Source organism: Mesorhizobium hunchu (assembly GCF_040081975.1).
Classification (GTDB): Bacteria; Pseudomonadota; Alphaproteobacteria; order Rhizobiales; family Rhizobiaceae; genus Mesorhizobium; species Mesorhizobium hunchu.
Genome location: NZ_JBEBMG010000004.1, coordinates 1 through 23,177 on the forward strand (window position 1 = coordinate 1; position 23,177 = coordinate 23,177).

At 65.5% G+C, this 23,177-nt stretch carries 20 protein-coding genes, 1 tRNA gene and 1 pseudogene; 2 read left to right on the plus strand and 20 right to left on the minus strand.

All coding sequences use genetic code 11. From position 1 onward, the window contains the following. A pseudogene (locus ABMA46_RS08545) lies at positions 1–185 on the plus strand (Rrf2 family transcriptional regulator); the annotation flags it as partial. 56 nt (positions 186–241) lie between these two features. On the opposite strand, the gene ABMA46_RS08550 reads toward ABMA46_RS08545, so the two are convergent. The 4 genes from ABMA46_RS08550 to ABMA46_RS08565 all read right to left on the minus strand — a co-directional run bounded on the left by ABMA46_RS08550 (position 242) and on the right by ABMA46_RS08565 (position 4,022). Next, positions 242–316: transfer RNA gene (locus ABMA46_RS08550), tRNA-Gln, on the minus strand. Positions 317–444: 128 nt separating this feature from the next. Further along, the gene (locus tag ABMA46_RS08555) at positions 445–1,761 is read right to left on the minus strand and encodes an O-antigen ligase family protein (RefSeq protein WP_348998925.1); all 1,317 of its coding nucleotides are present in this window, start codon (positions 1,759–1,761) and stop codon (positions 445–447) included. A 359-nt stretch (positions 1,762–2,120) separates the two neighbouring features. Next, positions 2,121–3,458: a UDP-glucose dehydrogenase family protein gene (locus tag ABMA46_RS08560; protein WP_348998926.1), complete on the minus strand. Its 1,338-nt coding sequence runs from the start codon at positions 3,456–3,458 to the stop codon at positions 2,121–2,123. Between the two features lie 219 nt (positions 3,459–3,677). Further along, entirely contained in the window at positions 3,678–4,022 is a 345-nt protein-coding gene (locus tag ABMA46_RS08565; RefSeq protein ID WP_348998927.1) for a VOC family protein, read from the minus strand. 187 nt (positions 4,023–4,209) lie between these two features. Here ABMA46_RS08565 and ppdK point away from each other — a divergent pair, with 187 nt between their 5' ends. Beyond that, positions 4,210–6,873, plus strand: a complete 2,664-nt coding sequence (ppdK, locus tag ABMA46_RS08570; protein WP_348998928.1) for a pyruvate, phosphate dikinase — start codon at positions 4,210–4,212, stop codon at positions 6,871–6,873. Positions 6,874–6,900: 27 nt separating this feature from the next. On the opposite strand, the gene ABMA46_RS08575 is transcribed toward ppdK, so the two are convergent. The 16 genes from ABMA46_RS08575 to ABMA46_RS08650 all read right to left on the minus strand — a co-directional run bounded on the left by ABMA46_RS08575 (position 6,901) and on the right by ABMA46_RS08650 (position 23,157). Then, positions 6,901–7,806, minus strand: a complete 906-nt coding sequence (locus ABMA46_RS08575) for a sugar phosphate isomerase/epimerase family protein (RefSeq protein ID WP_348998929.1) — start codon at positions 7,804–7,806, stop codon at positions 6,901–6,903. 34 nt (positions 7,807–7,840) lie between these two features. Then, positions 7,841–8,905: an ABC transporter permease gene (locus ABMA46_RS08580; protein WP_348998930.1), complete on the minus strand. Its 1,065-nt coding sequence runs from the start codon at positions 8,903–8,905 to the stop codon at positions 7,841–7,843. Between the two features lie 12 nt (positions 8,906–8,917). Beyond that, positions 8,918–10,402, minus strand: coding sequence for a sugar ABC transporter ATP-binding protein (locus ABMA46_RS08585; protein WP_348998931.1), 1,485 nt, complete (start codon positions 10,400–10,402; stop codon positions 8,918–8,920). 112 nt (positions 10,403–10,514) lie between these two features. Next, entirely contained in the window at positions 10,515–11,708 is a 1,194-nt protein-coding gene (locus tag ABMA46_RS08590; protein WP_425475716.1) for a sugar ABC transporter substrate-binding protein, read from the minus strand. A gap of 363 nt (positions 11,709–12,071) precedes the next feature. Further along, positions 12,072–12,830, minus strand: coding sequence for an SDR family NAD(P)-dependent oxidoreductase (locus tag ABMA46_RS08595; RefSeq protein WP_348998932.1), 759 nt, complete (start codon positions 12,828–12,830; stop codon positions 12,072–12,074). 64 nt (positions 12,831–12,894) lie between these two features. Continuing rightward, positions 12,895–14,442, minus strand: a complete 1,548-nt coding sequence (locus ABMA46_RS08600) for a xylulokinase (RefSeq protein ID WP_348998933.1) — start codon at positions 14,440–14,442, stop codon at positions 12,895–12,897. A 9-nt stretch (positions 14,443–14,451) separates the two neighbouring features. Then, entirely contained in the window at positions 14,452–15,186 is a 735-nt protein-coding gene (gene deoC, locus ABMA46_RS08605; RefSeq protein ID WP_348998934.1) for a deoxyribose-phosphate aldolase, read from the minus strand. A 127-nt stretch (positions 15,187–15,313) separates the two neighbouring features. After that, positions 15,314–16,201, minus strand: coding sequence for an SIS domain-containing protein (locus ABMA46_RS08610; protein ID WP_080919806.1), 888 nt, complete (start codon positions 16,199–16,201; stop codon positions 15,314–15,316). Positions 16,202–16,304: 103 nt separating this feature from the next. Then, complete coding sequence (locus ABMA46_RS08615) at positions 16,305–17,177, minus strand: MBL fold metallo-hydrolase (protein WP_348998935.1); 873 nt, start codon at positions 17,175–17,177, stop codon at positions 16,305–16,307. Further along, positions 17,177–18,100: a phosphoglycerate dehydrogenase gene (locus tag ABMA46_RS08620; RefSeq protein ID WP_348998936.1), complete on the minus strand. Its 924-nt coding sequence runs from the start codon at positions 18,098–18,100 to the stop codon at positions 17,177–17,179. Before ABMA46_RS08620 ends, ABMA46_RS08615 begins: the two co-directional genes overlap by 1 nt. A 3-nt stretch (positions 18,101–18,103) precedes the next feature. After that, positions 18,104–19,054 (minus strand): shikimate dehydrogenase family protein, encoded by a 951-nt coding sequence (locus ABMA46_RS08625; protein ID WP_348998937.1) that lies wholly within the window; start codon positions 19,052–19,054, stop codon positions 18,104–18,106. After that, the gene (locus ABMA46_RS08630) at positions 19,051–19,692 is read right to left on the minus strand and encodes a glucose-6-phosphate isomerase (RefSeq protein ID WP_348998938.1); all 642 of its coding nucleotides are present in this window, start codon (positions 19,690–19,692) and stop codon (positions 19,051–19,053) included. Before ABMA46_RS08630 ends, ABMA46_RS08625 begins: the two co-directional genes overlap by 4 nt. A gap of 51 nt (positions 19,693–19,743) precedes the next feature. Beyond that, a complete protein-coding gene (locus tag ABMA46_RS08635) occupies positions 19,744–20,514 on the minus strand; it encodes an SDR family oxidoreductase (RefSeq protein ID WP_348998939.1) in 771 nt (256 codons plus the stop codon). Between the two features lies 1 nt (position 20,515). After that, positions 20,516–21,241 carry an SDR family oxidoreductase gene (locus tag ABMA46_RS08640; RefSeq protein WP_348998940.1) on the minus strand — a complete coding sequence of 242 codons (726 nt, stop codon included), beginning with the start codon at positions 21,239–21,241 and terminating at the stop codon, positions 20,516–20,518. A gap of 11 nt (positions 21,242–21,252) precedes the next feature. Further along, complete coding sequence (locus tag ABMA46_RS08645; RefSeq protein WP_348998941.1) at positions 21,253–22,350, minus strand: glycerol dehydrogenase; 1,098 nt, start codon at positions 22,348–22,350, stop codon at positions 21,253–21,255. Between the two features lie 36 nt (positions 22,351–22,386). Continuing rightward, positions 22,387–23,157 (minus strand): SDR family NAD(P)-dependent oxidoreductase, encoded by a 771-nt coding sequence (locus tag ABMA46_RS08650; protein ID WP_348998942.1) that lies wholly within the window; start codon positions 23,155–23,157, stop codon positions 22,387–22,389. Between the last annotated feature and the right edge of the window lie 20 nt (positions 23,158–23,177).

Here is a 23,177-nt window from a genome sequence, read left to right on the forward strand (position 1 = left end):
GAGGCGGGGCATGCGTGCTTTCGCCGATCTGCCGGCTGAAGGGCATCGTGCGGGAAGCGCTCGGCGCTTATCTCTCCGTATTCGATAAATACACGCTGGCCGATCTGGTCGCGAACAGAGAAGAGCTTGCAGGCGTGCTGGGCGCGTATAAACTGATCGGCAGTTCAGCCGAACAGGTGGCGTGAACCGGCGCCGTCAAAACAGGTTTTTTTGCTTGTATTATTGAATTCAATCATTTTTCTGGCTGGGGCGCCAGGATTCGAACCTGGGAATGGCGGTACCAAAAACCGCTGCCTTACCACTTGGCTACGCCCCAGCAGGGACCGTTCGATGCGCGATCGCGGTCGCTTATACTGGCCGTCCGGCCAAAGCACAATCGCTGGAACAGACAATGCCGGAGGATTTCGAGCGCAGTCGAGGAGTGCTCTCCCGAGGTGAACCGGATCAGGAAGAAGCCGTACCGGCGTGCGAGAGTGTCGGCGTCGTCGGCAAGGTTTGTTTTCCCGCAACCAGGAAACAGGCGACGATCGTGCCGTAGATGAACAGCGCGTCATGAATGTCATGGCCGAGCATGATGCCTACCGATCCGCTCAGCAGGAACGTGATCTGCAGTGTCAACAGCAGCGACAGGCCGGCAAGGCCGGTCTCGTCTGCGGGCCTCAGGCGGCGCACCACCACCACTAGCGGCACGATGAAGAGGCCGAGTATGGCAAGCACGCCCGGTACGCCGGATTTCACGAGCGCGTTGAGCAGGAAGTTGTGATAGTGCGACACGCCGAAAACTTCCGCGCTGTCTTCCTGTATCGATCCCGGCCCCGACCCGATGATCGGGTTCTCTTCGGCTTTCTCCAGCCCGTGCTTCCAGACGACGACTCGTCTGCCGAGCGAGACGTCGTGTTTGCCGGCCTCTATCTTTTCGACGCTCTGAACCAGCGCGTTCACGCGCGTCTCGACCACGTCGTAGGCGAAATAGCCGACTACCAAGACCGGAATGGCGGCGACAAGCGCACCGCGGGCCACGGCCGGCCAGTGAAGCTTCGGGCGCAGGACAAGCAAGGGGATTGCCGGCCCGATCAGCAAAAACGGCCAGAGCGCGCGCATGCCTGTGAACAGCAGCGCCGTGGCCGCCGCCAGCGCGGACAAGAGAGCGACCCATCGCATGCGCTTTTCGTGCCTCACGGCAGCGAGCAGGCAGATACCGTAGACGAGCGAACTGATCACGGCGAGGACGCCTGGGTTTCCGGCGAGACCCTCGGCCCTGTCGTGAGCGGTGAAGGTCAGTTCCGCGCCGGTCACGAGAAGCGTGGCGAAGGCCCCTGAGATCGCGCCCCGCTCGACCGCGTCGAGTACGTCCTCGCGCCGTGAAAGGCACAGGCGCGCATAAACGAAGGCGAAGCCGAGGAAGGGGATATCCTTGGCGACCTGTCGCCAGGTGACCATGCCGTCATTGTGGAAAAGCCCCGAGATCACGTCCGCGGCGAGATAGAAGGCGAAGGCCAGCGCGACGGCCAGTATGGCGCGGTCGGAAGGGAAGACGATCTTCCGCTGATAGAGGCGAAGAAAGGCCAGCAGGATCGCGCCGCTGAAGAGGACGCTCACCCCGGAGCCGAACACGCCTGCCCAGCCCAGCATGACGCCGGAAAAGAGCAGGTTCATCTGGTTGAGCGTCGGGCGCCGGTCGAGCAGGCGTGTCGACGGGACGTGGCGCCCCCCGGACTCGTCTACGCGCTCAGCGCTCGCTGCCGCGCTTTCATCGTTCATGCGGGGTTCCAGGATCGGGACTGTGCTCATATGCGAATGATGAAAACCTGCCGTGCCCCGATTCGGTATTGAGAACGCAAAGGCGGCGAAAGCATGTCATCGGCACGAAACCGTCCGTGTTGCCGTATGCCATTGTGGCAAAGCCATATGACAATTGCGACGCTTCGACGGACAGATGAATCATCGGAGGCGTTTCGTCGCAAAAAACGCTCGACTCCCCGGAGATCGACTTGCGGCATCTTCCGGCACCGGATCGGTTGATCTGCCGGTCGAATATTGCCAAACCGTCCCTATGCTTGCCCGTGAACGCAATCTCCCTTGGAAGAACCTGCGGATTCACCTGAATATCTTTGCGACGGTCACGCGGATCTGCCGACGCCCAGATATGTCCAGCCGTCGGCCTTCATTCGGGCCGGCGCGTAGAGGTTGCGGCCGTCGATGATGATCTTGGCCTTGAGCCGCTTTTCCATTTCAGCGAAGTCGGGCGCGCGGAACTGCTGCCATTCGGTGCAGATCAAAAGCGCGTCGGCGCCGTCGAGGGTGTCGTATTTGTCGGCGCAAAGCTCGAGACCGGTACGGCCCGCATAGAGACGCCGGGCTTCGTCCATCGCGACGGGATCGAACGCCTTCACTTGCGCGCCGGCCTGCCAAAGCGCTTCCATCAACGTGCGGCTCGGGGCCTCGCGCATGTCGTCGGTGTTCGGCTTGAACGAAAGCCCCCAGACCGCGAACGTCTTGCCGCGCAGCGCCTCTGCGCCGCCGAACTGCCCGGCGAGTTTGGCGAAGAGAGTGGTCTTCTGGCGATTGTTGACGGTCTCGATCGCCTCGAGCAATTCCGCCCGGTAGCCAAGGGCGTTCGAGAGGCTGGCAAGGGCTCGCACGTCCTTGGGGAAGCAGGAGCCGCCGTAGCCGGCGCCGGGATAGATGAAATGGTAGCCGATGCGCGGATCGGAGCCGATTCCCTTGCGCACGTCCTCGATGTCGGCCCCGACGCGTTCTGCCACGTTGGCGATCTCGTTCATGACGCTGATCTTGGCCGCAAGCATGATGTTGGCTGCGTATTTCGTCAGCTCCGCCGATTCCACGCCCATGAAGATCATGCGCTCGTGCGAGCGGTTGAACGGTTCGTACAACTCGCGCAGCAAGTGACGCGCACGCTCGGTCTCGGTGCCGACGATGATCCGGTCCGGCTTGAGGAAGTCGCCCACGGCGGCGCCTTCCTTGAGGAATTCCGGATTCGAGACGACGTCGAAGGAGACGGTATCGGCCACGCCGCGCGTATCGAGAGCGGTTTGGATCCGGTTTGCGACGTGCCGCGACGTGCCGACCGGCACCGTGGACTTGGTGATGACTGCGCAGTAGTCGCGCATGGACGCACCGATCGCATCGGCGACGTCGAAAACGAAGCGCAGATCGGCCCCGCCGTCGGCTTGCGGCGGTGTGCCTACGGCGATGATCTGGACCCGGCCGTGCTCCACCGCCAGTGGCGCATCCGTGGTAAAGGCAAGATGGCCGCTTTCGACATTGCGCCGCACGATCTCCTGAAGTCCTGGCTCCCAGATCGGCAGGACCCCCTTGCGTAGCCCGGCGACCTTGGCCTCGTCCACGTCCATGCACAGGACGGAGTGGCCGACTTCCGCGAGGCACGCGCCGGTGACCAGTCCGACATAGCCGGTGCCGAAAACGCTGACTTTCATGCGCTTGTCCTGTCTGCTGCCCGCCGGCATTTCCCGTTCCGCCGGACGTTCGTCCGGAGCCGGCGTGAGACATCGTCCCGTCATGTGACGTCGTCGTGACAAGGCCGGCGGCTGGCCGTCACGATTATACGGGAGAGGCTGGTAGCAGAGAAGAAGCGGCGCGAGAAGAGGGCGGCGAACAGAAGCTGGCCGCCCCAATCGGCCCTTTTCGATATGAGCCTATTGGCCCCAAACCGCCAGTTCGTTGCCTGCGGGATCGCGGAAATGGAATCGCCGCCCGCCGGGAAAGGAAAAGATCGGCTTGACGATCTTGCCGCCCGCCTGCTCGACCGCCTCGAACGTGGCCTGCAGATCGGCCGAATAAAGGACCGGCAGGGGCCTTGCGACCGCTTCCGCGGAATCGGATTGGAAACCCCCTTCGAGACCTTCGTCGAAAGCGGCGTAGCTCGGCCCGTAGTCTGTGAAGGACCAGGAGAAAGCCGCGCTGTAGAAGGCCTTGACACTGTCGAGCGAGCCTCCCGTGGCCGGCATCTCAAGATAATCCAGTTTCCCTGTCTCTCGCATGGCTCACCTCTTTGTTCATGATATGTTCTATTCCTGTCTGGTTATGTCCGCAAGCCCGCGACGAAGCAAAATCCCTTAATCGATTGTAGGGCCGGTGCAGAGCAGGCAACGCTTGCCTTTCGCGCCGTCGGCCCCTATCGCTTCGCGGCGAACGCAGCCCTTCAAGGTGAAAATTCCGGGAGCGAGCATGACCAAATGGGTCTACACCTTCGGCGACGGCGCGGCGGAGGGCCGTGCCGGTGACAGGAACCTGCTTGGCGGCAAGGGTGCCAATCTGGCCGAGATGTGCAGCCTCGGCCTGCCCGTTCCGCCGGGTTTCACGATCACGACCGAGGCGTGCACCTGGTACTACGAGAACGGCAAGACCTATCCGGCTTCGCTGGAAGCCGACGTGGCGGCTGCCCTCGACCATGTCGCCGCGCTGACGGGACGCCGTTTCGGCGATTCCGCAAACCTGCTTCTGGTGTCGGTCCGCTCCGGCGCCCGCGCGTCGATGCCAGGCATGCTCGACACAGTCCTCAACCTCGGTCTCAACGACGGGACGGTGGAGGCGCTTGCCGCCGAATCCGGCGATGCGCGTTTCGCCTATGACAGCTATCGCCGCTTCATCCAGATGTATTGCGACGTGGTGCTCGGCCTCGACCACGAGATCTTCGAGGAAATTCTGGAAGACCGCAAGGCGAGCCTTGGCCGCGACCTCGACACGGAACTGACGGCGGCCGAGTGGCAGGCCGTGATCGGCCTCTACAAGGCCAGGATCGAGGAAGAACTCGGCAGGCCCTTTCCGCAGGACCCGCAGGAGCAACTCTGGGGCGCCATCGGCGCGGTCTTTTCGAGCTGGATGAACCAGCGCGCCATCACCTATCGCCGCCTGCACGACATTCCCGCCAGCTGGGGCACCGCCGTCAATATCCAGGCCATGGTGTTCGGCAACATGGGCGAGACCTCCGCGACCGGCGTCGCGTTCACGCGCAATCCCTCGACCGGCGAGAAGGCGCTCTACGGCGAATTCCTGGTCAACGCGCAGGGCGAGGACGTGGTGGCCGGCATCCGCACGCCGCAGAACATCACCGAGGCCGCGCGGGTCGCCGCCGGATCAGACAAGCCGTCGATGCAGAAGCTGATGCCCGATGCCTTTGGCGCCTTCGTCGACATTTCGCGGAAGCTGGAAACGCATTACCGCGACATGCAGGACCTCGAGTTCACCATCGAGCGCGGCAAGTTGTGGATGCTGCAGACCCGCTCGGGCAAGCGCACCGCCAAGGCGGCGCTCAAGATCGCGGTGGACATGGCCAATGAAGGCCTGATCTCGAAGGAAGAGGCGGTTACCCGCATCGACCCGGCCTCGCTCGACCAGCTTCTCCATCCCACCATCGACCCGAAGGCCGAGCGCAACGTGATCGGCATGGGCCTGCCCGCCTCGCCGGGCGCCGCGACCGGGGAGATCGTCTTTTCCTCCGACGAGGCCGAGGAGGCCAGATCGGTTGGCCGCAAGGTGATCCTGGTCCGCGTCGAGACCTCTCCGGAGGATATCCACGGCATGCACGCGGCGGAAGGCATCCTGACGACGCGCGGCGGCATGACCAGCCACGCCGCCGTCGTGGCGCGCGGCATGGGCAAGCCGTGCGTGTCCGGCGCCGGCTCGCTCAGGGTGGACCAGCGCAACGGAACGCTGATGGCGATGGGCATGACGCTCAAGAAGGGCGACGTCGTCACCATCGACGGCGGCAACGGCCAGGTGCTGAAAGGCGCCGTCCCCATGCTCCAGCCCGAGCTTTCGGGGGATTTCGCCGCAATCATGGAATGGGCGGACGCGGCGCGGCGCATGAAGGTGCGCACCAATGCCGAAACGCCGGCGGACGCGCGCATGGCCCGCTCCTTCGGCGCCGAGGGCATCGGCCTGTGCCGGACCGAGCATATGTTCTTCGACGGCGACCGCATCGTCGCCATGCGCGAGATGATCCTGGCCGAGACGGAGGAGGGCAGGCGCAGGGCGCTCGCCAAGCTCCTGCCCATGCAGCGCTCGGATTTCCTCGAACTGTTCGAGATCATGGCCGGCCTGCCGGTGACGATCCGCCTGCTCGATCCGCCGCTGCACGAATTCCTGCCCAAGACCGAGGAAGAGATCGCGGAAGTGGCCGCCTCGATGGACGTCTCGGCCGAAAAGCTGCGGCGGCGCACCGAGGCGCTGCACGAGTTCAACCCCATGCTCGGCCATCGCGGCTGCCGTCTCGCCGTCTCCTATCCGGAGATAGCCGAGATGCAGGCACGTGCCATCTTCGAGGCGGCGGTTGAGGCAGGCCGCAAGGCCGGCAAGCTGGTGGTTCCCGAAATCATGGTGCCGCTGGTCGGCATCGTGAAGGAGCTAGACTACGTGAAGGCCCGCATCGACGCGGTGGCGAAGGCGGTGATGGAGGAGGCCGGCGTGGAGATGGATTATCTCACCGGCACGATGATCGAACTGCCGCGCGCCGCGATCCGTGCCCAGACCATCGCGGAAACGGCGGAGTTCTTCTCCTTCGGCACCAACGACCTCACGCAGACAACCTTCGGCATCTCGCGCGACGACGCTTCGTCCTTCCTGGAGACCTATCGGCAGAAGGGCATCATCGACCAGGACCCGTTCGTGTCGCTCGACATCGAGGGCGTCGGCGAACTGGTTCGTATGGCCGCCGAGAAGGGACGGAAAACCCGACCCGAGATAAAACTCGGCATCTGCGGCGAGCATGGCGGCGATCCCGCGTCGATCAGCTTCTGCGAGGAAGTCGGGCTGGATTACGTGTCCTGTTCGCCTTTCCGCGTGCCGATCGCTCGCCTTGCCGCCGCCCAGGCGGCGATCAGGAAAGACTGACGGGCAATCCCGCCGCTGGGACAGGCGTTAGCGACCCTGGCCGATCAAACGGGAGCGGGCGCCGTCGTTCAGCCCTTCGCGCGCCCCTTGAAGCTGTGCCAGGATGAACACGCGGGCGTGACGGGCGAGGTCCTCGCCGTCGTCCCACAGGTTGCGCCAGATGCCCAGGATGCCGCACAGCGGCTGCGAGACGACCACCGAGGAGAAGGATTCGAAAGTGATCGGCCCCTCGTAGCCGATACGCGCCAGCCCGGCGAAGATACGGTGGAAGTCGACCGAGCCGGCTCCGAGGTAACCCCGGTTGGACTCCCCGATATGGAAATAGCCGAGATGGCCGCCTGTATCGACGACGGCGGCCTCGACATTCGCTTCCTCGATATTCATGTGATAGCTGTCGAGATGGACCTTGACGTTCGGCGCGCCCACCAGCCTGCAGAATTCGACGGCCTGCGCCGCGGTGTTGAGCACGTTTGACTCGTAACGGTTGACGACTTCCATGCCCAGCGTGATGCCGCTGGCGGCGGCCTTCTGCGCCGCACGCCGGATGGCTTCGGCGGCGCCCATGATTCCCGCTTCGGTCGGCGGCTCGGCATATTTCTGGAAGGCGGAGTAGAGAATGCCGCCGACATATTTCGCCCCGACGTCGCGGGCGCCGGCCACGACCTCGTCAAGCCGTCTTTCGCCGGCTTTCACGCGTTCGGGATCGTCGCTGGAAATATCGCTGGCGCTGTCGAGGCCGAGCGACAGAACCGCCTCGATGCCCGCCGCTTCCACCTGCCTGCGGGTGAAGGCGAGATCCATGGCCCTGGGATCCGGCGCCGATATCTCGATGATGTCGAAGCCGAGTTCGGCCGTCTTGGCGACGGCATGGGCGCACTCCTCGCGGCTCCACGCCTTGACCCAGACATTTGCATGGAGACCGAGCTTGTTCATGCGCCGCCTTTCTGCCGATCGATTCCTGCGCCAGTCAGATGCGCGTCATGCTGCGCCGGCGCCACTGGTCGAAGATGACGACGACGACGATGACGAAGCCCTGGGCGATACGCTGCCAGAAGGGGCTCACGTCGAGGAGGTTGAGGCCGTTGCCCAGCACGCCGATGATGGCCGCGCCGACGATGGAGCCGAGCACACCGCCTTCGCCGCCGAACAGATTCGTGCCGCCGATGACCACCGAGGCGATGGAGCGCAGTTCCTCGCCCTCCGCCATGAGCGCATTGGCCGAATTGAGGCGTCCGACCAGGACGATGCCGGCGATCGCCGCAAGCAGGCCGGAAATCGCGTAGGTCATGATCTTGGTGCGCTCGATGGAGATGCCAGAGACGCGGGCGGCCTCCCTGTTGCCGCCGACGGCGTAGATGGAGCGGCCGAGCACCGTGTAGCGCAGCACGTACCAGGCGATCAGACCGCACAGGAGCGCCAGCAGCGCGCTGACCGGGAAGCCGAACAGGGTTCCTCCGCCGACCCAGATCAACGTGTCGGGAAGCTGTCGCTGCGCGTCGAAGGAGGGCACGGGCAGGCCGTTGGTGACAAGCAGCGCGGCGCCCCGGAAGATCGTCATCGTGCCCAGCGTCGCGATGAAGTCCGGGATCTTGAACGTCGCGATGACCCAGCCGTTGAAGGCACCGGCTATGAGGCCGACAAGCAACCCGATCGCGACCGCGAGTTCGGGCGGAAGCAGGCCGAAATCGACGCCGAACAGGACGAGCGGCTGCGTCAGCAGCACGGCGGTGATCGATGCCGAAAGGGCCGCGATAGCCGCCACCGAAAGGTCGATGCCGCCGGTGAGGATGACGAAGGTCTGGCCCACGGCGACGATCGCCACGAAGGCGCTCTGGCGGGCGATGTTCGACAGATTGTCGACCGTCAGGAAGTTCGATGTGGCGAAAGAGAGGTAAGCCATGAGCAGGATCAGGGCGAGCAGCGGGCCTGCCTGGAACAGCAGATGCCGCAGGTGGGCTCTCCCGGACTGCGCCACGGTGGTCGCTTCGTAGGAGGTCTTTGTCACGGTCGGTTCGCTGCTCGTTTCGCTCATGGGATTGGGTCCTCAGCTCGCATGCCGGAGCAGGTTTTCCTGGGAAAGCTGGTCGCGGTCGAGTTCGGCCGAAACGCGGCCGCCGTGCAGCACCAGCACGCGATCGGCCATGCCGATCAGCTCGTTGAGTTCGGAGGAGATCATCAGGATCGCCGCGCCCTCGTTGACCAGCCGGCTCATCAGCGCGAACACCTCGGCCTTGGCGCCCACATCGATGCCGCGCGTCGGCTCGTCGAAGATGAGCACATGCGCGCCGGACGACATCCAGCGCGCGAGGATGACCTTCTGCTGATTGCCGCCGCTGAAGAACATGAGCTGGTGGGTGAGCGAGGAGGGGCGAACCCTGAGTTCCCTGACGTAACGCCCGCTTTCCTCGCGTTCCCGTTTCAGGTCCAGCGGCGCGAGCAGGCGCCGGCGCGACAGCCATGACAGGCTGAGATTGGGACCGACGGGCTGCATCGGCACGAGGCTCTGGCGCCGGTCGCGCGAAATCAGCCCGAGCCCGGCCGCAATGGCGTCGGAGGAAAAGGAGAAACGCACCGCCTTGCCGTCCACGGCGATGCTGCCGGACTTGATCGACTGCAGGCCGAACAGGGCTGGCGCCAGCTCGGACTGGCCGGCGCCCATGAGGCCGTAGATGCCGAGGATCTCGCCGCGCCGAAGGGTGAAGGAAATGTCCTTCAGCGAGCCGCCGGACGCCAGGTTCTCGACCGCCAGCGCCGGCGCGCCGATCGCGGCCGCCTGCTTGGGAAACTGCTCGTCCAGCGCGCGGCCCACCATCATGCGCACGACGGTATCCTCGTCCGCCTCCTCGGCGGGCAGGGTTTCCACCACGACGCCGTCGCGCAGCACCGTGACGCGGTCGGCGATCATGGGAATCTCGGCGAGGTGGTGCGAAATGTAGATCATGCCGACGCCGCGCGATTTCAGGCGGCGGATGACGTCGAACAGGCGCAGCCGCTCGCCGTCCGACAGGGCCGACGTCGGTTCGTCGAGAAGCAGGATGCGGGGACCGCGCTCGAGCACGCGGGCGATCTCGACCAGTTGCTGTTCCGCGACTTCCAGCCTGCGCACCTCGACGGTTGGATCGATCGACACGCCGAGCGCGTCGAGCGCGCGCCGGGCCATATCGTGCGCCTTGCGCCAGTCGATGCGCCGCAACGGGTCACGCGGCAGGCGGTTGAGGAAGATGTTTTCGGTGACGCTGAGAGCGGGAACGAGGCTCAGTTCCTGATGGACGAGGCCGATGCCGAGTTCGCCGGCCAGTTCCGGGGTCAGCGTGGACACCTCCTTGCCGCGAACGGTGATCGTCCCGGCGCTTGCCCGGTATTCGCCCGCGAGAATCTTCATCAGCGTGGATTTGCCCGCGCCGTTCTCGCCGAGCAGGACCTGCACCTCGCCCGCCCGCAGATCCATCGAGATGGATTTGAGGGCGATCACGCCCGGGAAGCGCTTCTCGACCTGGTCGAGCTTCAGGAGGATTTCGGGTTCGCTCAAGGCGTGTCTCGAAGGATTTGCCCGCCCCGGGCCAGACGCGGATTCGGAGCGAGCCGGTGGATCGGCGCAAAGGGCAGCGGCAAGGCCCGCTGCCCTTCCGGTTGCGGCGGGCTTACTTCTCGGCCTTCTTGCAATTCGCGTGGATGCCGTCCCAGTCGATCGCCTCGAGCTTCGGCTCGGGATAGAAGTTGCGCGCGTTGACCTTGTAGACCGTGCGCGGCCGGATGTCGTAGGTCTTGGGCGTTTCGATGCCGCAGGCGAGCTGCACGGCGAACTTGGTGCCGAACCAGCCCCAGTCGGCGAAACCGTGGGTGGTCTCTGCGATGATCTTTCCCTCGGCGATGCGGTCTACCGATTCCGGTGTCACGTCGTTGGTGAAGATCGCCACTTTCTTGTCGCCGGTCTTGGGGCCGTCGTCGGCCGTTTCCAGCCGGCCCTGCGCGTTGGCGGCGAGCATGGCGCCGAGGCCCATCTCGTTGGACGCTGCCCAGATGAAGTCGAGCTTGTCGGGATTGGACTGCAGGATATCCTCCGCACAGCGCGTGCCCTTCTCGCGGTTCCAGTCGCCGGCGCAGGGGTTGCCGACGATCTCGATGCCCGGGAATTCCTTCAACACCTCGTTGAAGCCCTTGAGGCGCTCGGTGGAATAGAAGCCGCCGGCAACGCCCTCGATGATGGCGCCGCGCGCCTTGATCTTGGCGCGGTCGGCCTCGCTTTCCTTCGACGTCAGATCCTTCCAGAAGCCGAGGTCGAGATAGGTGTCTGGCTTGACCTCGACCTTGTCGCCGTCGCCCAGCACGCCGGGTGCGCCGAAATAGTCGGCCACGGCATTGGCGCTGACGCGGCCGCCGTCCGAATTGTCGAAGCCGATATAGGCGTTGACGTCGACGCCCTTGATCGGCTCCAGCAGGTTCACGATGATGACCGGGATGCCGGCCTCGCGCGCCCGCTTCAGCGCCGGCGTCACGGTCGCCACCTCGGCCGGCGAGACGGCGATCACGTCGACGCCGCGCTGGATCATGTCCTCGATGTTGGCGACCTGCTCGGCGAAGGCCGTCGGGCTGGTTTGGGCGCGGGTGATGAGCTTGACGTTGAAGCCGTGCTTGTTGGCGTCGTCGGCTGATTTCTGGAAGAAGTCCGTCGCGGTCTTGAACACGCCGGTGATGTCCGGCGGCGCCCAGCCGACGGTGATGTCGATGGGCTTCTGGTCCTGAGCATTCGCCGGAAGCGCCGCCGCGGACAGCAGGCCGGCCGCCAGTGCGGCAGGCGCGGCACAGGCCATGAATCTGGAAAATCCGTTTCTCATTCTTTCCTCCCTAAAGGCCGCCTAAGGCCGAACAACCTGCTGTAGCGGCTCCGCTGAGCCGCATCCCGGAACGCCTCCTCCAGACCCCGGTGAGGGGATGTTAACAAGGCAGTTTTGTAATTCAACTACAAAAATGTCGCGACGGCGATTATCTTGTTCGGACAAGTTGCACACGGTTCCGCACTCGCCGGCTTGCCGAGTTGCCTGTCGAAAGAATGGGCTAATCAAGGCAAATTGGGCGGTCGTTGTTTGTATGACTGAATCGAAAGCAAAATCCGGTCGATAGACGACAGCTTTCAAGATTGTAGTTTAACTACCTCATTGGCAGTACCCAGACACCCTTCCGATGGCAGGGGGCGGCTTCTAGAAGCCGCCGACCACGAAACCCCCATCGACGGGAAGGTCGGTGCCCGTGACGAAGGCCGCCGCCGGCGACGACAGGAAGATCGCCGTTCCTACGAGGTCGTCGACCGTGCCCCAGCGCTTGAGCGCGGAGCGCTGTTCGATCTTGGCGGCGGGCTCGGGGTCGGTCCACAGGCCCCTGGTCATGTCGGTCTTGTGGTAGCCCGGCGAGATGGCGTTGACGCGGATGCCGTCCGGCCCGAAAGCGTGGGCGAGATGGCGGGTGAGGCCGAGCACGCCGGTCTTGCTCGCGCCGTAGGCCGGAACCAGCGGATCGGTGACATAGCTCAGCATGGAGGCGATGTTGATGATGGATCCTTTCGACGCCTTGAGCAGCGGCAGCGCGGCCATGGCGAAGCGCATCTGGCTGTTGAGGTTGACGTCCATGACCTCCGTGTAGGTCTCGTCCTCGAACTCGGCGGTCGGACGGGCAATGCCTGCGCCGTTCACCAATATGTCGAGCTTGCCGAGCGTGGCGACGAAGTCCTTGATCGCCTTGGGATCGCGCACATCGACCTGTTCGAAGCGGATGCCCTCGTTGGCCGGGTCCCTGGAGGCGGCTTCCAGTTTTTTCGCCGAGCTTCCGAGCGCGGTCACGTCGCCGCCGAGCCTGGCGAAGCCTTGGGCGATCGCCAGCCCGATACCGCTCGAGCCGCCGGTGACGAGCACCGACTTGCCCTTGAAGAGGTCCTTGCTGAAGGTGTTGATGATGTCGTCCATTGTCATCCTCCCGGTCTGGATTGTCCGATGGCTGCCCGACGGTCGCCGCCGGCAGGAGCCGCATTCAGGTCGATATCGCGCGCAACCTCTCCAGCGCGGACGCCAGGTCCCTTTGTTGCGCCGCCGCTTGCCGATACGCAGCCAGCGCGGCGTCATAGACGGCGCGGGTTGCGGGTTGCGGCTGCGCGCGTCCTTCCGGCACGTGCAGCGCGCGAACCGGCTCGAAATCCTCCCACAGGCCGATGCCGACCAGCGCCAGCGCCGCCGCGCCGAGCGCCGCCGCTTCCTGGTCCACCCGTGTCTTGAGGATCGTGCAGCCGAAGACGTCGGCGAAGATCTGCCGCCATGCAGCGCTCTGCGCGCCGCCGCCGACGGCGATGATCTCGTCGCTGACCGTCGTCATGCGGCGCAGTTCGTCGAGCGCCACGCGTAAGCCCAGCGCTATGCCCTCCAGTCCCGCGCGCAGGATGTCGGCGCGCTCGTGCTGGAGGTCTAGCCCGACGAACGCGCCGCGCACGGCGGGGCCGCCTTCCAGCGCCGTGCCGCCGGCCAGCGTCGGCACGAACAGCAGCCCGCGCGCGCCGGGAGGCGAGGTCAATGCGCGTTCGATCATAGCCTCGTAGGCGTTTCGGCCATCGGCGGCGGCCTTTTCCCCGATGTCGGGCGTCAGGCGGTCGCGGATCCAGCCGATGCTGGTACCGGAGGAAAAGATCGACGTGGCGGAGATGAACTGTCCGGGCACGACATGAGCGAACGCATAGGAGTGGACATGGTCGTCGAGCAGGGGCCTTGCCGAGGATACGGTCAGCCAGCTCGACGATCCCATGGAGCTGAAGATATCGCCTTCGGCGAAAGTCGCGGAGCCCAGCGCCATGCAACTGTTGTCGACGCCGCCCGCAATGACCTTGACGTCCGCCGCAAGGCCGAACTGCTCGCGAAATTCCGGGCGGAGCGCGCCGATTGTTTCCGTCGAGGCCACGACCGGCGGGAGCAGGGCGGGATCGATGCCGGCAGCGGCAAGGATTTCGTCCGAGTAACGGCCGGCCGCGAGGTCGAAGCAACCGGAGCCGGACGCGTAGGAAATATCCGTCGCGATCCGTCCGGTCAGGCGCAGGTTGATATAATCCTTTGTGCCGATGATCGTGCGGGCGCGCGCAAAAACCTCCGGTGCCTCGTCGCGCAGCCACATGATCTTGAAGAGCGTATAAAGCGGCGCGGGAAAGCCGTTTCCGGTGGTCCTGTACCAGCGGTCCTGGTCGAATCGCGTGAAGAAAGCGTCCGCCTGCGCGCCGGCGCGGCCGTCCGACCAGATCGGCACGGCGTCCTGCAAAGGAGCGCCGTTTTCATCCAGCGGGATGCAGCCCAGGCTGTGGCCGGAGAACGCGATGGCGGAGATCTGTGGGGCATCGACCTCGGGTCTTGCGAGCAGCGCGCCGAAGCAATCGAGAAAAGCCTGCCACCAGTCCTGCGGCCGTTGTTCGTGGCGCGACGGGGCCGGAAAGAGCGTCTTGTAGGAGACGACGTGCTCGGCGAGGCAAACGCCCGCCGCGTCGAAGACGGCTCCCTTGATCCCGCCAGTGCCGAGATCGAATGCGGCGACAGAACGCGGCATCCGCAGGCCTCAGGCCGCGTCCGACAGGATCAGCCTGCCGCCCGGCAGCGCCGCGCATTCGCGGACCAGATCGACGGCCGTCTTCGTGTTGATGCCGAAGCGGCTGACGCCGAGGGCGACCATTTCGCGGACCGTTTCCAGGCTGCGGATGCCGCCGGACGCCTTGATGGCGACGCGCCCGCGCACGGTCTCGGCGATGATGCGGATTTTTTCGACCGTCGTGGCGCTCGGCGTCCAGCCGGTGCCGGTCTTGACGAACGCCGCGCCGTTTTCGGCAACGATCTCGCTGGCGCGACGGATCTCATCGTCGCTCAAATGGTACAATTCGATGATTACCTTCAGCGGCACGGGCGCGATGGCATCGGCCACGGCACGGATTTCGTCCGCCACATAGGCGGTATCGCCGGATTTCAGCCGGCCGATGTTCATCATCATGTCGAGTTCCTGCGCCCCGTCGGCGACGAGGGTTCTGGCCTCGGCGATCTTGGTCCGGGTAGCGTGGCCGCCCGAGGGAAAGCCGACCGGGCCGCCGACCATGGTGAAGGAACCGGCGGGGATGAGGCTACGCAGCAGCGGCACGAAATGCGGCAGCGCATGGGCCGCGACGAAGCGGTTTTCAGTCGCGATCCCGGCCAGCGCGCGGACGTCCTGTTCGGTATGGAAGGCCTGGACCGCGCTGATGTCGATCAGGGCGGCGAGCCCCGCGGCGTCCATGCTTTCGGGTGCCGATGCGGCGGCTGACATGGCCCTGTTCCTCCCGGACTGAATGCCTTTCATTTCTGTAGCATGACTACAGAAATGTCAACGGAATAAGGCGATACGGCTTCAATACGGATAAAATATATCAGATATCAGTATTACAAGTACGCAATCAGTCGTCATCCGTTCGCAGATAGCTCAGATGCTTCTTCATTTCGCCGAAGCTCTCGACATGCTCCTCGCCACGCCGCAGCGCCACGGCGGTCGACAGGATGTCGATGACGGCAAGGGCGGCAATGCGCGAGATCGTCGGCGTGTAGATGTTGGTGTTCTCCAGCGTCTCGACGAGGACGACATGGTCGCAATGCTCGACCAGCGGCCCGTGCATGCCGACGAGGCCGAGTACGACGGCGCCGCGTTTGCGTGCGAGTTCTGCGGTGTCGAGCAGCGAGGTCGTCGCGGCGGTATTCGAGATCACCACCAGGACGTCGCCCGGACTGAGCATCGAGGCGACCATGATCTGCTGGTGCGAATCGATCTCCACGCCGCACGGCACGTCGAAGAGCGGGAATTTCTGCTGCGCGTCGCGCGCGACGATCCCGGATGCGCCGAAGCCGAAGAACTCGATGCGCTTGGCGTTGGCGAGGATGTCGACCGCCTTGCGGATCGCCTGGCCGTCCAGGCGGTTGCGGACCCAGTCAAGGCTGGTGATCGTGTAGTCGAAGATCTTTTCCGCGACCGCTTCCGGGCCGTCGCTGGGCAGGATGACCGAGTGGGTGGCGGGCGTGCCGAGCGCGAGCGACTGCGCCAGCCGCAGCTTGAAGTCCTGATAGCCGAGGCAGCCGATCGACGTGCAGAAGCGGATCACCGTGGGCTGGCTGACGCCGGCCCATTCCGCGGTTTCGGCGACGGTCGCGTGAAGGATGCGGCGGGGGTCTTCCAGCACCACTTCCGCCACCTTGCGGTCGGACTTGCGCAGGAAGTCGAGGCGCGTGCGGACCGTCTCGATGATGTTCTCGTTGGTTCCGATCGTTTCGGAGACTCTTGGCTTGCGCGGCATGGGAATCCGTTGCGGCTGGAAGCTGGCGGCCGGTTTGCCTGCATCCGCGCCTCCCGCGCCGATGCTGCGCGGCTGAAAGAACGGGTGCCCGCGAGCCGATCCGTCAGCTCTGGGAAACGCGATATTCTCTGCCGGTTTGTGCCCTAAGCAATGTTGTTTCGCAACAGCCCCGCATCGCGGTCTCGACCGCGGCGTCGATCACCCTGGGGTCGGCCGTGTTGAAGGCGAATAGGCCGTAGTGATGGAAAACGGCGGCGCCGGCGCCGAGCGCGCGGGCAAGATCGACGGCCTCCTCGAGCGACAGATTGCCGGGCACGCCGTTGGCGCCGAGGTCGGGGCGGCGTCCATTGACCGGCAGCAGCGCCACGTCCGGAGCCAGCGGCTTCACGTCGTCCACGAGGCCGTCGAACGGGACGGTGTCTCCGGAGTGATAGATCCTCACGCCGCCTGTCTCCAGCACGTAGCCGAGGAAACGGTGGTTGCCGTGGGTGTCGCGTTCGAGCGTTTCGTGAGCCGCCCGGACGGCATGGATGCGCACGCCCGCGAGCGGTTCGACGCTTTCGCCGGCATCCATCGCAACGAGCCGTGCCGGCGGCACGTCGATGCGCTTCACGGCCTCTTCGGTCGAGGCGCGCGGCACGACGAAGCGGCAGGCCGGGAAAGCCTTCGCGATCGGCGTGAGCGTCTGCGGGTCCATATGGTCGGTGTGCTGGTGCGTCACCAGCACGCAATCGACGGGCGGCAGCTCGCCGATGGCGATGGGCGGTGGCATCATGCGTTCGTGCGGGAAGCGCGTGCCGCGATATTTTTCCGCCAGGCTGTCGGACAGGTAGGGGTCGATGAGCAGCGTGCGGCCGCCGGCGCGTATCAGGAACCCGGCCTGGCCGAGCCAGTAGAGCGAGACGCCGTCCGCCGGCTGACCGGCGAGATGTTCGGCCAGCGGTTCCACGAAATCGAGAACGCGCATCTTCACCATCAACGCGCCAGCGCATCGAGCAGGTTGCGGATCGCCACTTCCGTCGCGCGGCTCACGCTCTCGTCGGTGAAGCCGCCTATGTGGCTGGTGGCCACGACCTTCGGATGGAACGCGAGGCTTCCCTGTTCCGGCGGCTCGACCGCGAACACGTCCGTGCCGTAGCCGTGCAGACGGCCCTCGTCCAGCGCGGTCCGCAGCGCGTCCTCGTCCGCCAGCGCCGCGCGCGCCGTGTTCACGATGACCGCGCCCGGCCGCATGGCTTTCAGGCGGGCCTCGTCGATGAGGAAGGCGCCGCCGGGAAGCGGCGGGCAATGCAGCGAGATAATGTCCGCGCGCGAGAAAAGTTCGTCCAGCGCCACCCATGAGAAAGGCTCGGCGGTGGCGAAGTCGCGAGGGTAGGGGTCGTAGCCGAGGACTTGCGATCCCATGGCGGAGGCGATTTGCGCCACCTGACGCCCGACCGCGCCGCAGCCCACCACGCCGACGATGCGCCCGCGCATTTCCTTGCCGCGCTGCCGCGGCCAGCCTCCGGCCTTGATGCCGCCGTCGGCGGCCGGGATGGAGCGCAGGACGGCGAGGATCAGCCCGATCGCCAGTTCCGCCACGCCGGTTGCGTTGGCACCTTCGGCGCGCAGCACGCGCACGCCCTTTCGCTCGAGGTCGGGCAAGGGCAGGTTGTCGACGCCGGTGCCGTTGCGCGAAACCGCCTTCAGGCTGTCGGCCACGTCGATCACCCGCGGGCTGACGGGCTCGATGCCGGCCAGCCAGCCGGCGCAGCCGGGCAGCAGCTCGATCAGTTCCGCTTCGCCCGGCAGCTTGCCCGGCGTGGAAAAGACCAGTTCATGGCCCGCCTCGATGAGAATGGAAAGCTCGCGCGGCGGCTCCTGGGTGAGCGAACGGGGCGTGATGAGAATGCGCGCCATGGTTCAGTTCTTCGCCGCCTCGATGGCGATGCGCGATATCTCGTCGAACGCCGGCCCGGACGTCGGGATGTCGATGTGGAAGACCTCGGCGATGACCTGCGTCCAGCCGTGGATGAAGTAGGTCCATCCGTCCTCCACCTGCAGGTGGCGTGCGGCTTTCTGCCGGTTCGCCTGGTCGAGGAAGACGAGGTCGCCGCGATAGTTGAGGTCCCAGGCGATGCCGCGTTCGGGAAATGCGCCGGCGTCGGTGAGCGGCGAGCCCGGCGCGTCCTTGCCCAGTCCGGTCGCGTTGATGACCAGCGAGCCGGGCTTCAGTTTCACCATGGCCTCGTCGTTCAGTTCTGGCCTGTCGGCCAGCACGTAGTCGACAGGCACGCCGAAATTCAGGCTTTCGTGGAAGTGCCTGATCTCGTCCAGCCGCGGCTGCGAGCGGTTCGTCACGACCACGCGCGACGGTCTGTCCGAGCCGCGCTCGGGCCGCATGAGGTGCCAGGTGATGGCGATGGTGGAGCCGCCGGCCCCCATCGACATCAGTTCCGCGCCGGTGCGCTCGAAATGATCCCTCGCCAGGAAGTTGTCGATCGCCAGGCCGGACGAGATCGGATCCTTGGCGTGGCAGACAAGTCTGCCGTCGCGCTTGGAGAGGCAACTGGTCTCGTTCATGGCTTGTGCATGCGGGTCGATCTCGTCGAACAGGTCGCGCGCGGCCTTGAAGAGGTCGAGCTTGTGCGTCGTCACCAGAGCCCCCAGCGAAAGCGGGTCTTCCTTGATGAAGGAAACGGCTTCGCGATAGGCCTGCGGATCGGCATGGAGGGGAAAGTCCATGCCCTTGATGACGGCGTCCTTGAGGCCGAGATGCCTGGCCCAGGCCGGGAAGACCCGCATGATGGAGCTTTTCGCGGTGGTGACGCCGATGAAGTAGAAGGTGGGCTGCGTGGCCGGCTGGTAGGTCATGCCGCGTCCTTTTTCGAAGAGGCGTAGACCGCCGCGAGCGCGGCCTCGTCACGCGGGCGCCAGTTGGGGTTCTCGACCGCCTTCCAGCCGCCGGCGCCGTCGTCGAGGATGCGGCTGCGCATGCCGCCCGAGCCCTCGATGATTGCATAGTCCTGTCCCGAATCCGCCGGGTAGCAGAACAGCATCACCAATTCTTCCGAGCCCGTATTGACGGAGCGGTGGATCCAGTAGGGCGGCACGTAGCAGCAGGTCAGCGGCTCGATTTCGACGATGCGCGTCTCGCCTTCGGGCGATTCCATCAGCATCAGGCCCTTGCCCTTCTGGCCGTAGTAGATTTCGGGGCGGTCGGCCTGCCGGTGGATATGGCCGCGCGTGATGAAGAACTCGTCGCCCACCTTGCCGGGAACCATGCGCGTGACGCCGAAGATCACGTCGCCGGCTCGGTCGGAGGGGCGGAAATCCGAAACGGCATAAACCACCTTGTCGCCCCACTCGACGCGCATGCGCTGGAAGGCCGCCTCGTCGCCGTAAAGGCCGGCGAGATCGCCGAGGCGCTTCTCGTAGCTGCCGGTGGCGTTGGTCATGGCTCCGGTCGCAAGGTCGACGTCGCAACCGACCGGTTCGAAATGTTTCTTCACGAGTATCGGTCCTTCCACTTCATGCTTGCGGCCCGCTTTCGGGACCATGCTCTAGACGATCGTGTAGCCGCCATCGATCGCCAGGTTGGCGCCGTTGACCATTCCCGCGCCGTCGCCGGCGAGATAGAGAACGGCGGCCGCGATTTCCCATGGCTTGGCGAACCGCCGCGTCGGGATCGCGGCGCGCGCTTTCACACCCTTTTCGCCGGCCCAGCCGGTCAGGCCGAGTTCGGTCTCCACCACGGTCGGCGAGATGGCATTGACGGTGACGCCGCGCGGTCCCCATTCGAGCGCCATGCAGTTGGTCATGCCGATGATGCCGGCTTTCGAGGCGCAATAGGCGACATGGCCCTCGATGCCGATGCTGGCGGCCTGCGAGGCCATGTTGACGATGCGGCCTTTGCCGCGCGCGAGCATGCCCGGCGCGACGGTGCGCGCCACGAGAAACGCGCCCTTGAGATTGATGGCGAGCGTGCGGTCCCACTCCGCGGTCGGATAGCTCTCCGCGGCAGCGAGCGGGCCGATGCCGGCATTGTTGACGAGGATGTCGATGCCGCCGAACGCCTGCTCGGCAGTCTGGACGCAGCGTTGCACGCTGTCCTCGTCGGTGACGTCGCCGACCAGTCCGAGATGGGTCTCGCCGAGCGTGTAGGCGCCGTCCTCGATGCGCGCATCGCGGTCCATCAGCGCCAGGCGCGCGCCGCGCGCGGCGAAGGCCTCGGCAACGGCCCGCCCGATGCCCGCGGCCGCGCCGGTGATGAAGACGGAGCGTCCCGCGAAATCGAGCAGGTCGGGCATGGTGTCGGATACGGGATCGGCCATCTCAGAACTCTTGGCGCGTGTGGGTGATCGTCATCTCCTGGAGATTGACGGTCTGGGGAAGCTGGTAGGCGAACAGCATGGTGCGGGCGACGTCGTTGGCGTCGATGCCGCCGTCCATGGCCTCGCGTCCCTTGTTCCAGAAGTCGTAGGCGTTCTGGTGCGTGATGGTCTTGTCGATCTCCGACTTGGTCACGCCGGGCGAGATGACCATCACCCGCACGCCATGCGCCGACATGGTCTGCCGCAGCCCTTCGCTGATCGCATGGACGAAGTGCTTGGTTCCGCCATAGACGTCGTGGTGCGGATAGATCTTGCGCCCGGCGATGGACGAGACGCTGATGATGGTGCCGCGCCGTCGCGCTTTCATGCCTGACGACACCGCGTGCATGCCGTTGAGCACGCCGAGGCAATTGATGTCGACCAGGTCGCGCCATTCCTTCGGGTCCTGCTCGTCCAGCCGCGCCAGCCGCGAGATGCCGGCATTGTTGATGAGGCAGTCCACCGGTCCGAATTTTCTTTCGCCTTCCTCGACGGCCGCCACGAGCGCGTCGTAGTCGCGCACGTCCGCGCCGACGGCCAGCGTGTCGGGAAGGCCCATCGCCTCGATCCGCTCGGGCCGGCGCGCGATCAGCAGCAGGGGATGGCCGGCCTGCGAAAAGACGCGCGCCGTTTCCTGACCTATGCCGGCGCTGGCGCCGGTAATCATGACGAGCGGCTTGCTTGCCATCGTGCCTCTCCTCAATCCAGCGCGCGCGAAAAGGCGTCGAGCGCCAGGATGGAATCGCGCAGCAGCGGCACGCTGAGCGCCACCGGCGTCGCGTAGATGATGTCGTCCGGGTTCTTCAGGGCGGCGGTCGCGACGCGCTCGATCTTGGCCTCGACGTCCTCGACGATCTTCAGGTCGGCCAGCGTCGTCGGCAGGCCCATCGCGCGGCAGAAATGGATCATGGCCTCGATCTCGTCCGGATCGCGGTCCTCCAGCATGAGCAGGCAGAGCACGCCGAAGGCGACCTTCTCGCCGTGCAGGAAGCCGTGCGTCTCGTCGAGCTGGGTCAGCGCGTCGTGGATGCCGTGGGCGGCCGAGCAGCCGCAATTCTCGAATCCGAGGCCGGACAGCAGCGTGTTGGCCTCGATGATGTTCTCCACCGCGGCGGTGCACAGGCCCTCTTCGACGGCGGCCCTGGCCTTGAGGCCGTCGCGCATCAATACCTCGTGGCATTTCTCGGCGATCGCGATGCCGGCCTGCGTCGCGGGAAACCCGCCGGCGACATAGTTGTCCGTGCGCGATTCGAGGTTGGAACGCGCCTCGAACCAGGTCGACAGCGCGTCGCCGATGCCGGCGACCAGGAAGCGGGCAGGGGCGGCGACCACCACTTCGGGATCGACGGCCACCACGTCGGGATTGCGCGCCAGCCGCAGCGACTCGACGAAGACGCCGTGCTCGTCGTAGACGACCGCGACGGCGCTGCACGGCGCGTCGGTGGAGGCGATGGTCGGTACCACGACGATGCGGGCGTCGGTGTTCATGGCGGTGACCTTGGCGGTGTCGATGGTCTTGCCGCCGCCGACCGCCACGACCACGCCGACCCCGGCGTCCGATGCGATCGCCGTGACGCGCTTGATCTCGGCCCAGGAGCACTCGCCGTTGAACCGCTCGAACCGGGCCTCGATGTCGCCGCCCAGCCCTTTCTCGACCCGCGGCTTGAGCGCTTCGAACATCACCTTGTCGATGAGGACCAGCGCCTTCGTGCCGAGCGGCGCGACATGGGCGGCGAGCCTGTCGATCTCACCGCGCCGCTGAATGTATTTTCCTGGGCCGCCGTAAGCGCGTGACATTGGTGGTGGTCCTCCCGGTTGCCGTTGATTGTCAAGTCAGCGCAGCGTGTAGCCGCCGTCGATGGTGACGATGGATCCCGTCATGTAGCTGGCCGCGTCGGAGGCGAGGAACAGAACCATCGAGGCGACCTCGCTCGATTTGCCGGGACGCCCCATCGGCGTCATGCCGTTCCAGATTCTCGCCCAATCGGGGTCTTCCAGCCCGCCCTTTGTCATGGCGGTCTCGATATAACCGGGCGCGACGGCGTTGACGCGGATATTCCGCTCGACGAATTCGCCCGCGAGCGACTTGGTGACCATGTGCACGCCGGCCTTCGATGCGTTGTAGGCGACCTGGTGCTGGGGAATGTTGCTGATGAAGCCCGAGATCGACCCGACATTCACGATCGACCCGCCGCCGGCCTCGATCATCAGGGGAATGGCTGCCTGACAGCACAGGAACAGGCTGGTCAGGTTGGTGTCGATCACTTCGTCCCACAGCGCCCGATCGACGTCGAGGCTCGCCTTGTGTCGGGCGACGCCCGCATTGTTGACGAGGATGTCCAGGCCGTCGAGCGCTTCCGCCGCGGCGTTCACGAGCCTTGCCGGTCCGTCAGGTGCGGTCAGGTCGGCAGCGACGAAGGTGGCGTCGATTCCTTCGCCTGAAAGACTTTCCGCCGCTTGCCCGCCTTCCGCCTCGCCGCGTGCGGACAGCACCACCCGCGCCCCCATCTGGCCGAGCGCGCGGGCGCATTCGTAGCCGATGCCGCGGCTGCCGCCGGTCACGAGCGCCTTCCGTCCGTCCAGCCGGAGCATTTCTGAATACATGTCGAACCTCCCGGCTTCCC

Coding starts and splice junctions, on each gene's coding strand:
- ABMA46_RS08600 (WP_348998933.1), bottom strand. CDS start 14,442: ATGCCGCGTTCTGTCGCCGCATTCGATCTCGGCACTGGCGGGATCAAG.
- ABMA46_RS08595 (WP_348998932.1), bottom strand. CDS start 12,830: ATGGACGACATCATCAACACCTTCAGCAAGGACCTCTTCAAGGGCAAG.
- ABMA46_RS08580 (WP_348998930.1), bottom strand. CDS start 8,905: ATGAGCGAAACGAGCAGCGAACCGACCGTGACAAAGACCTCCTACGAA.
- ABMA46_RS08640 (WP_348998940.1), bottom strand. CDS start 21,241: ATGGCAAGCAAGCCGCTCGTCATGATTACCGGCGCCAGCGCCGGCATA.
- ABMA46_RS08590 (WP_425475716.1), bottom strand. CDS start 11,708: ATGAGAAACGGATTTTCCAGATTCATGGCCTGTGCCGCGCCTGCCGCA.
- ABMA46_RS08635 (WP_348998939.1), bottom strand. CDS start 20,514: ATGGCCGATCCCGTATCCGACACCATGCCCGACCTGCTCGATTTCGCG.
- ABMA46_RS08575 (WP_348998929.1), bottom strand. CDS start 7,806: ATGAACAAGCTCGGTCTCCATGCAAATGTCTGGGTCAAGGCGTGGAGC.
- ABMA46_RS08610 (WP_080919806.1), bottom strand. CDS start 16,201: ATGCCGCGCAAGCCAAGAGTCTCCGAAACGATCGGAACCAACGAGAAC.
- ppdK (WP_348998928.1), top strand. CDS start 4,210: ATGACCAAATGGGTCTACACCTTCGGCGACGGCGCGGCGGAGGGCCGT.
- deoC (WP_348998934.1), bottom strand. CDS start 15,186: ATGTCAGCCGCCGCATCGGCACCCGAAAGCATGGACGCCGCGGGGCTC.
- ABMA46_RS08565 (WP_348998927.1), bottom strand. CDS start 4,022: ATGCGAGAGACAGGGAAACTGGATTATCTTGAGATGCCGGCCACGGGA.
- ABMA46_RS08615 (WP_348998935.1), bottom strand. CDS start 17,177: ATGGTGAAGATGCGCGTTCTCGATTTCGTGGAACCGCTGGCCGAACAT.
- ABMA46_RS08645 (WP_348998941.1), bottom strand. CDS start 22,350: ATGTCACGCGCTTACGGCGGCCCAGGAAAATACATTCAGCGGCGCGGT.
- ABMA46_RS08560 (WP_348998926.1), bottom strand. CDS start 3,458: ATGAAAGTCAGCGTTTTCGGCACCGGCTATGTCGGACTGGTCACCGGC.
- ABMA46_RS08555 (WP_348998925.1), bottom strand. CDS start 1,761: ATGAACGATGAAAGCGCGGCAGCGAGCGCTGAGCGCGTAGACGAGTCC.
- ABMA46_RS08650 (WP_348998942.1), bottom strand. CDS start 23,157: ATGTATTCAGAAATGCTCCGGCTGGACGGACGGAAGGCGCTCGTGACC.
- ABMA46_RS08620 (WP_348998936.1), bottom strand. CDS start 18,100: ATGGCGCGCATTCTCATCACGCCCCGTTCGCTCACCCAGGAGCCGCCG.
- ABMA46_RS08625 (WP_348998937.1), bottom strand. CDS start 19,054: ATGACCTACCAGCCGGCCACGCAGCCCACCTTCTACTTCATCGGCGTC.